The sequence below is a fragment of the Streptococcus lactarius genome (assembly GCF_016642265.1).
Classification (GTDB): domain Bacteria; phylum Bacillota; class Bacilli; order Lactobacillales; family Streptococcaceae; genus Streptococcus; species Streptococcus lactarius.
Window position 1 is genome coordinate 95736 of record NZ_MRXX01000004.1, and the last position, 8409, is coordinate 104144.

10 protein-coding genes are annotated in these 8409 nt (G+C 42.9%); 9 read left to right on the plus strand and 1 reads right to left on the minus strand.

Going from position 1 to position 8409, the window contains the following annotated elements:
- Window positions 1-49: 49 nt before the first annotated feature.
- Window positions 50-1081: a S66 family peptidase gene (locus BTU61_RS03790; protein ID WP_200772395.1), complete on the minus strand. Its 1032-nt coding sequence runs from the start codon at window positions 1079-1081 to the stop codon at window positions 50-52.
- A gap of 356 nt (window positions 1082-1437) precedes the next feature.
- Here BTU61_RS03790 and BTU61_RS03795 point away from each other — a divergent pair, with 356 nt between their 5' ends.
- The 9 genes from BTU61_RS03795 to BTU61_RS03835 all read left to right on the plus strand — a co-directional run bounded on the left by BTU61_RS03795 (window position 1438) and on the right by BTU61_RS03835 (window position 8247).
- Window positions 1438-2706, plus strand: a complete 1269-nt coding sequence (locus tag BTU61_RS03795) for a competence/damage-inducible protein A (protein WP_200772396.1) — start codon at window positions 1438-1440, stop codon at window positions 2704-2706.
- A gap of 119 nt (window positions 2707-2825) precedes the next feature.
- A complete protein-coding gene (gene recA / locus BTU61_RS03800) occupies window positions 2826-3971 on the plus strand; it encodes a recombinase RecA (RefSeq protein ID WP_200772397.1) in 1146 nt (381 codons plus the stop codon).
- A gap of 87 nt (window positions 3972-4058) precedes the next feature.
- A complete protein-coding gene (gene spx, locus BTU61_RS03805; protein WP_003009108.1) occupies window positions 4059-4457 on the plus strand; it encodes a transcriptional regulator Spx in 399 nt (132 codons plus the stop codon).
- Between the two features lie 137 nt (window positions 4458-4594).
- Window positions 4595-5191 carry an SP0191 family lipoprotein gene (locus BTU61_RS03810; protein WP_200772398.1) on the plus strand — a complete coding sequence of 199 codons (597 nt, stop codon included), beginning with the start codon at window positions 4595-4597 and terminating at the stop codon, window positions 5189-5191.
- A 114-nt stretch (window positions 5192-5305) separates the two neighbouring features.
- Window positions 5306-5572: an IreB family regulatory phosphoprotein gene (locus BTU61_RS03815; RefSeq protein WP_003002070.1), complete on the plus strand. Its 267-nt coding sequence runs from the start codon at window positions 5306-5308 to the stop codon at window positions 5570-5572.
- Window positions 5572-5991 (plus strand): Holliday junction resolvase RuvX, encoded by a 420-nt coding sequence (ruvX, locus tag BTU61_RS03820; RefSeq protein ID WP_200772399.1) that lies wholly within the window; start codon window positions 5572-5574, stop codon window positions 5989-5991. The genes BTU61_RS03815 and ruvX overlap by 1 nt, the downstream gene beginning before the upstream one ends.
- Before the next feature lie 22 nt (window positions 5992-6013).
- A complete protein-coding gene (locus BTU61_RS03825; RefSeq protein WP_003001941.1) occupies window positions 6014-6319 on the plus strand; it encodes a DUF1292 domain-containing protein in 306 nt (101 codons plus the stop codon).
- A gap of 208 nt (window positions 6320-6527) precedes the next feature.
- A complete protein-coding gene (locus BTU61_RS03830) occupies window positions 6528-7760 on the plus strand; it encodes a bifunctional folylpolyglutamate synthase/dihydrofolate synthase (protein ID WP_200772400.1) in 1233 nt (410 codons plus the stop codon).
- A gap of 73 nt (window positions 7761-7833) precedes the next feature.
- Window positions 7834-8247 (plus strand): SP_0198 family lipoprotein, encoded by a 414-nt coding sequence (locus tag BTU61_RS03835; protein WP_222935306.1) that lies wholly within the window; start codon window positions 7834-7836, stop codon window positions 8245-8247.
- Window positions 8248-8409 lie beyond the last annotated feature (162 nt).

Below are 8409 nucleotides of genomic sequence, written 5' to 3' on the forward strand. Positions count from 1 at the left end.
CTCGACAATCCAAAGACAAATAAGAGGCTATGACTTTTGTCCCAGCCTCTTATTTGTGACAGTCAAAGCGAATGACTTGCTCCGTTGCATCTATATGGGCGTGGACTCCAAAGGGAACAATCGCTCTTGGAGTTGCGTGTCCGACATTCAGATTATAGACAATTGGGGTATTGCTATCAATGATATCCAATAGTGCCTCTTTATAGTCGTTATAGAAAGTTTCATCCATAGGTTTTCCGACCAAGAGTCCACTGATGACTGCGAATATGCCAGTGTCCTTCAAAGTCCGCAACATCTTTTTGAAGTCGTCAGGTTCAGGCTTTTCTTGGCTTGTTTCTAGCAAGAGGATTTTTCCTTCCCAGTCTGACAAGTCAGGGAAAAGTTTGTATTTTTGGCAGAGGTCTGTGCTATCTGCGTGTAGAGAGTTGTCAAAAATATCATAGAGAGACTCAAGACAACCACCGAGGATTTCTCCCTCAAACTGAGCATTGCCTTGTAACAAGTCAAAACCTGTATTTGCATGGCTGACACGAGGTGTTCCCAAAGCTTTGGGACTAAAATCAGTCCGTTCCTCATACCAAACGTCACTAGGTCGAATTTCTGAGATTCTTCCCGTCTCAATCAATTCTTTGAAGTAGTGGAGGCTATATGGCAACATTTCTTTGTCTAACTCACAAATGTCTGCTAGAAAGGATTGGCCGTAAAAAGTCTTGACTCCTAGTTTATGCAACATGAGATGGTTCATGGTCGTATCCGAGAAACCGAGAAAAATCTTTGGCTTGATAACCTTTTGTAGTTGGTCATCTTCAAAAAGATAGGGCAATAAACGATAGGTATCGTCTCCACCGATGGCGCATAGGATCATGTCGATGCTATCATCAGAAAAGGCCTGAATCAAATCCTCTGCACGAGCTTCAGGATGTTCTTTGATAAAATCTAAGCCTTTTAGCGAATGAGGTAAAAAGATAGGATTGAGTCCGAGGTCCTTGAGACGTTGAATACCCAAGTCCACTTCGTGCTTGACAAAGTCTTCACCCATAGTTCCACTAGATAAACTTATAATACCAATAGTAGAAGTCATATATTATCCTCCTAAAAATAAATTGATGCTATTGTATCATAAAAAATGATAGAAAAATATAAGGAGTAGCGTTAGAGATACGATTTTATGTCAATAAAGCAATAGAAAAATAACCGCTCGATGTGCTTACTTCAGAATATAGGCAAGCCCTTTTAGAAGTTGGTTACCACGTAGTTAAATCTCTTAGGAATATTGATGTAATGGTATTTTTAAGAGTTTTTACTTCATACTCTAAAAGAAAAAGATTGAAGAAAGTTGTCCAAAATGGACTTTATCTTCAATCTGTTTTTTTAAATAATTAAGGAAATTGTGTTAAAATGAAATGAAAATTACGAATAGTATAAGTGGGAGGCACCATGAAGGCGGAAATTATTGCAGTTGGAACAGAAATTCTAACAGGACAAATTGTCAATACCAATGCCCAATTCTTGTCTGAGAAATTAGCTAGTTTAGGGATTGATGTCTATTATCATGTGGCGGTAGGAGACAACGAAGGTCGTCTTTTAGCCACTATTGAAACAGCTTCAAAACGCAGCGATTTGGTGATTTTATGCGGTGGACTTGGTCCAACAGAGGATGATTTGACCAAGCAAACCCTTGCTAAGTTTTTAGGGGAAGAACTGGTTTTTGATCCGACAGCACTTGCCAAACTCGACACCTTCTTTGCCAGTCGCCCAGATTATGTCCGGACACCCAATAATGAGCGACAAGCACAAATGATCGCCGGATCAATCCCCCTTCAAAACCGTACAGGTCTCGCGGTTGGAGGTTTGATTGAAGTCGACGGAGTGACCTATGTCGTTCTACCTGGTCCACCAAGTGAATTAAAACCAATGGTCAATGAACAATTGGTGCCTCATTTAACAACAGGGGAGCAGCTCTTTTCTAGAGTTTTGCGCTTCTTTGGGATTGGGGAAAGCCAGCTAGTTACGATCCTAGCCGATATCATTGAAGAACAGAGTGATCCAACAGTGGCTCCTTATGCCAAGACGGGAGAAGTGACCTTGCGTCTGTCTACAAAGGCGAAAGATCAGGCAGAAGCGGAAGCTAAGCTCGATGTCTTAGAAAAGGAGATCTTATCACGCCACACTCTGGATCATCAACCCTTGCAAGAGTTGTTTTACGGTTATGGAGATGACAATTCGATGGCCAAGGTTGCCTTTGATCTCTTGAAACAGACTGGAAAGACTATTACAGCTGCAGAAAGCCTGACGGCTGGCCTCTTCCAAGCAACTCTGGCAGATTTTTCAGGGGCGTCCAGCATCTTCGCGGGTGGTTTTGTCACCTATAGTTTGGAAGAAAAAAGTAAGATGTTGTCTATTCCAGCTCAAGAGTTGGAGCAACATGGAGTGGTGTCTCATTTTACAGCCCAAGCCATGGCGTCACAGGCCCGTAAGTTAACAGGATCCGATTATGGTGTTAGCCTGACCGGAGTTGCGGGACCAGATAGCCTAGAAGAGCATCCGGCAGGGACCGTCTTTATCGGACTTGCGACTCCAAGTGGAGTGGATAGTGTCCAAGTCAATATCGCCGGACGTAGCCGGGCGGATGTCCGCGAAATTGCAGTCCTTCATGCCTTTAATTTGGTGCGCTTGGCTGTATTAAATGGTGAAAATTTGGTATAATGAAGCTTGTGCTAAATGAAGAATGATTCTACAAATGGACAGGAAATGAGCCTTTCAAATGACGGAAATCGTTGGTGAGTGGAGTGCATTTCCTGTATAGTAAAAAATAGGAGAAAAGAATGGCGAAAAAACAGAAAAAATTAGATGAGATCTCTAAGAAATTTGGAGATGAGCGTGAAAAAGCGCTCAATGATGCCCTGAAGTTGATCGAAAAAGACTTTGGTAAAGGATCCATCATGCGTTTGGGCGAACGCGCGGAACAAAAAGTACAAGTGATGAGCTCTGGTTCATTGGCGCTTGATATTGCCTTGGGTGCTGGGGGCTATCCAAAAGGTCGGATCATCGAAATCTATGGTCCAGAATCATCTGGTAAAACTACCGTTGCCCTCCATGCAGTAGCGCAAGCACAGAAAGAAGGAGGTATTGCTGCCTTTATCGATGCTGAGCACGCTTTGGATCCATCTTATGCAGCAGCTCTTGGGGTCAATATTGATGAACTCCTCTTGTCTCAACCAGACTCAGGGGAACAAGGACTTGAAATTGCTGGTAAATTGATCGACTCAGGTGCCGTTGATTTGGTGGTTGTCGACTCTGTCGCGGCCTTGGTACCTCGTGCGGAAATTGATGGTGATATCGGAGATAGCCACGTTGGTTTGCAAGCGCGGATGATGAGCCAAGCTATGCGCAAACTTGGAGCTTCCATCAATAAAACCAAGACCATTGCCATCTTTATCAACCAATTACGTGAAAAAGTAGGGATCATGTTTGGGAACCCTGAAACAACACCTGGTGGCCGTGCCCTTAAATTCTACGCTTCTGTTCGTTTAGATGTTCGTGGAAATACCCAAATTAAGGGAACTGGGGACCAAAAAGATACCAATGTCGGTAAGGAAACTAAGATCAAGGTTGTAAAGAATAAGGTGGCTCCACCCTTCAAAGAAGCCATGGTTGAAATCATGTACGGGGAAGGAATTTCACGTACCGGCGAATTGCTGAAAATTGCGACAGACCTCGATTTGATCCAAAAAGCTGGTGCTTGGTATTCTTACAATGGCGAAAAAATTGGTCAAGGATCTGAAAATGCTAAGAAATTCTTAGCTGACCACCCAGAAATTTTTGACGAAATCGACCACAAGGTTCGGGTTCATTTTGGGTTGATCGAAGAAGACGAAACAGTGAAACCCCTTGATAAAACTGAAGAAGAAGTTCCTCTTGCAGAAGAAGTAACACTAGATTTAGATGATGCGATTGAAATTGAAGATTAATTTTTTTCAAAATAGGTCGCTAGACTGATGGTTTTTGTGTTATAATTTAATACGATAGTAATATCGTGTAGCGAAAGGAGTGCATGCATGATTAAAATTTATACAGTGTCAAGTTGTACTAGCTGTAAGAAAGCAAAGACTTGGCTCAACGCTCATCAGCTAACTTATAAAGAACAAAACCTCGGTAAGGAAGGGATCACCAAAGAAGAGTTATTGGATATCCTTACAAAGACTGAAAATGGAGTGGCAAGTATTGTCTCTTCAAAAAATCGTTACGCTAAAAATCTAGGAGTGGATATCGAAGACTTAAGTGTCAATGAAGTGATCGATATTATTATGGAAACACCTCGTATCCTTAAAAGTCCGATCTTGGTAGACGATAAACGCCTCCAAGTGGGTTACAAAGAAGACGATATTCGTGCTTTCTTACCACGCTCCGTTCGAAATGTAGAAAATGCAGAAGCACGGATGCGTGCAGCCCTTTAAAGCGATGAAAAATCAGGAACAGCTTGTTTCTGATTTTTTTTATCTTAAAAAATAGTGATGGTGTGCTATTTCGGACACCATTTTTTAAAATCTATGATACAATATTTGAGAAAACAATAACTAGTAAGGAACGAAGCATGAAAAGAAATCTCCTTTTATTGGGTGCACTTGCCTTGTTTTTGACAGCTTGTAGCCCCAAAAAACAAGTGAAAATACCAAGTTCAAGTGAGCAAAACTCGATCAAAGCGAAAGCTGAACAATTGCAAAAGGACAACAAAAGTATTTTGCAAAAAGCCGAAGACAACCAAGTGGTGACAAGAACTTTTGTCTTTCCAAAAGATGATAAAGGGACCCAACAAACCCAAATTGTGACCTATGTGGGGAACACCTTTAAAAAGTTGCAGACCATCAATGTGACAGCGACCGATGAGGAGTTGAAAAAAGGAATTCAGCAAGTCGGTCTAGAGGAAGCGCAAAACCAATTAAGGGACTCTTTTAACAAGGACGATGCCTTTAAGGAGGCCTTGACAGTTCCTGGTTTCACGGCTGATTTGACCCTAGAGAATGAGAATGAGTACAAGGTCACCATCACCTATGATTTTGAAGCGATGGATGTCAAGAAGGCGGAAGGGATGACTTACTTCAAAAACAATCACTTACCAGAGTTGTTGAAATTGACACCAAGCCAATTTGCAGAAAATCTCATCCATGCTGGGGCAAGTGAGCAAAAATAATTTGAAAATGATCGCCAAATAGCCTGAAAAAGCTGTAAAATCAAGGACTTGCCCATTGTGAAAAGGCTTTGAATATGGTATAATAGTGGTATTGTAAAGAAAGAGGGTGTTCTTGTGGGATTTACAGATGAAACCGTACGTTTTAATCTTGATGATTCAAATCGTAAAGAAATTAGCGAAACTTTAAAGGATGTCTATTTGTCACTGGATGAAAAAGGCTACAATCCAATTAATCAAATCGTAGGATACGTACTCAGTGGGGATCCTGCCTATGTACCTCGTTATAATAATGCACGGAACCAAATTCGGAAGTATGAACGAGATGAGATCGTAGAAGAATTGGTACGTTATTATTTGAAAGGGCAAGGAATAGACCTCTAATGAGAATTATGGGATTGGATGTTGGCTCAAAGACCGTTGGGGTTGCTGTGAGTGATCCTCTCGGTTTTACAGCTCAAGGTCTTGAAATCATCCAAATCGATGAAGATAAAAAAGAATTCGGTTTGGAGCGCTTAGCCGAATTAGTAGCTCAATACAAGGTAGACCGTTTTGTGGTTGGCTTACCAAAAAACATGAACAACACCAGCGGACCGCGTGTGGAAGCCAGTCAGGCTTATGGCACGATGATTGCTGAAAAGTTTGGATTGCCAGTGGAGTACCAAGACGAACGCCTGACAACTGTCGCTGCAGAGCGGATGTTGATTGAGCAAGCAGATGTCAGTCGTAGCAAACGCAAAAAAGTCATTGATAAGTTGGCTGCCCAGCTTATTTTACAAAATTATTTAGATCGCAATTTTTAGAAAGAAAATGAGGAAGAATAGTATGGCACATGATCACAACCACGACCATGAAGAACGTGAATTAATCACATTGGTGGATGAACAAGGAAATGAAACCTTGTTTGAAATTCTTTTGACCATTGATGGTAAAGAAGAATTTGGGAAAAACTATGTTCTTTTGATCCCTGCAAATGCAGAAGAAGATGAAAACGGTGAAGTTGAAATCCAAGCTTATTCATTTACAGAAAACGAAGACGGCACAGAAGGCGACCTTCAACCAATCCCAGAAGACTCAGATGCAGAATGGGACATGATCGAAGAAGTCTTCAACAGCTTTATGGAGGAGTAAAAACGTCCGGGGGACGTTTTTAGCCCTGCTTCAAGAAATAAGAAAAAGCAGGAAGTCTGGGAGACTGTATCACCCCTGCGCAGGAAATAGAAACCGCAAGGAAGTCCGGTGGGCTTGCTATAAAAATAAAGATAGAAAAACGAGCACAAAAGAAAGGAGCGCAAACGTCAGAAGAGGTTTTGTCGCTTTTTTCTTTTAGGAGGAAGATGTGAATCAGATTGAAGAATGGATGAATGGTCGGATTGGTTTGAATTTTCGGTCTGGCTTGGATCGTATGAAACAGGCAGTATCCTTATTAGGACGACCAGATAAGGCTTACCCGATCCTTCATGTGACAGGAACTAATGGCAAGGGTTCTACGATTGCTTTTATGCGCCAACTGTTGATGGCTCATGGGAAGAAGGTGGGAACCTTTACGTCTCCCCATATGATCAGTATCCACGACCGAATTTGTATTGGGGACAAGCCAATTTCGGATGAAGATTTCACTCGGATTGGTCAAGAGGTGCAGCAGATGGAGCAGACCCTACTCCAAACCCAGGACCAACTCTCTTATTTTGAGATTATTTGCCTCATGGCCCTTCTCTATTTCAAGGAACAAGCAGTGGACGTGGTCTTATTGGAAGTTGGCATCGGAGGACTTCTGGATACGACCAATGTGGTGACAGGAGAGATCGCAGTGATCACTTCGGTTGGTCTGGATCACCAGGAAACACTGGGAGGGACGATTGCGGAAATCGCCCAGCAAAAGGCGGGGATTTTTAAAGAAGGTAAGAAAGCAGTAGTCGGTCCTTTGCCTGCTGAAGCTGCAGCTATTTGTCAAGAAAAAGCGGAGCAATTAGCTGTGGATCTCCACGCCTTCCGAAAAGATTTTGGGTTAAAGCAGGATCGTTTTTGGAATGAAAACGTGGAACTTGTCTTGCCGTCTCTGGGCTTGAAGGGGGATTACCAACGGGAAAATGCAGCGGTGGCTTTAGAGGCCTTTCTCCTTTACATGGAAGGTCAGCCTCAAGCAGTAGATCTAGATCTGATCCAGCTTGCTCTGCAAGAGACACGGTGGCCAGGGCGCTTAGAATTAGTTGGCGACCAACTGTATTTGGATGGAGCCCATAATCCTCATGCCATGGTGCGTTTGATCGAGTTTGCAAAAAGCTTAGACGGAAAACGCGTAAAGATTTTATTTGGAGCTCTCAAGCGAAAAGATTACAGTGGAATGCTCGAAACCCTTCAAGCTGGGTTACCAGAAGCTGAATTAATGTTGACGACCTTTCATTACGGGGAAGTGGTGGCCCAGGGCGATCGACAAGACCTGCCCTATGTAGCTGATTACAAAGCTTATATTCAAGAATTTATGGCTCGGCGTCATCCGGATGAGGTTTTGTTTGTGACGGGCTCCCTGTATTTTATTGCAGAAGTCAGGGCATGTTTATTAGAGGGCTAAACAATTGACCGAACGGCTTTCTTGGCGTATACTGAAGGTAAATGGTATCCGCTAAAGGGGAAAGGAGCCGATCATGATAAAAAAAATAATGTATGGACTGAGCTTAGCGATGGCGATCGTATTGGCAGCTTGTAGTCAACCGGCAAAACCAACAAAAAGGTCTAGTGAACCGTCCTCTAGTGCCGCACAAACAGTCTCTTCAACCAGTGCTGAAAAAGAGCAAGTGCAGTCAATCGATGGTAGCTACCGAGGCCAGGATGCCGAGTCCACGATATTGCTGGTTGTGACAGGGCAAAAAGGAACCTATACAGTCACAGACTCGGATGGAGAAGAAGAGACCAAAGAGGTGGCCATCGATCCGGTCAATCAATCCATGCGTATCGGAGATGAACTCTACCGTTACCGAGTAGAGGGTGATCAGTTGTCACTGGAAGATTTGGAACAAGCAGAAGATGACCAAGGAACGATAGTGCTAACCAGGCAATAATCACTCCTGTTGGAGGGCCATGAAAGGTCCGTTTGACAACGATCTTTAAGGAGGCTGGGACAAAAGTCCTAGCCTCTCAATTGTCTTTGGATTGTCGAGCAAGACGCAGTGGTTGAGTGTTCAAAGCACTGCTTTGAGGTGGCGGATAGAACTTGCGAAGCA

Excerpts from the sequence above, each read along its gene's own strand:
- BTU61_RS03790 (WP_200772395.1), bottom strand. The coding sequence starts at position 1,081 with ATGACTTCTACTATTGGTATTATAAGTTTATCTAGTGGAACTATGGGT.
- BTU61_RS03795 (WP_200772396.1), top strand. The coding sequence starts at position 1,438 with ATGAAGGCGGAAATTATTGCAGTTGGAACAGAAATTCTAACAGGACAA.
- recA (WP_200772397.1), top strand. The coding sequence starts at position 2,826 with ATGGCGAAAAAACAGAAAAAATTAGATGAGATCTCTAAGAAATTTGGA.
- spx (WP_003009108.1), top strand. The coding sequence starts at position 4,059 with ATGATTAAAATTTATACAGTGTCAAGTTGTACTAGCTGTAAGAAAGCA.
- BTU61_RS03810 (WP_200772398.1), top strand. The coding sequence starts at position 4,595 with ATGAAAAGAAATCTCCTTTTATTGGGTGCACTTGCCTTGTTTTTGACA.
- ruvX (WP_200772399.1), top strand. The coding sequence starts at position 5,572 with ATGAGAATTATGGGATTGGATGTTGGCTCAAAGACCGTTGGGGTTGCT.
- BTU61_RS03825 (WP_003001941.1), top strand. The coding sequence starts at position 6,014 with ATGGCACATGATCACAACCACGACCATGAAGAACGTGAATTAATCACA.
- BTU61_RS03835 (WP_222935306.1), top strand. The coding sequence starts at position 7,834 with ATGATAAAAAAAATAATGTATGGACTGAGCTTAGCGATGGCGATCGTA.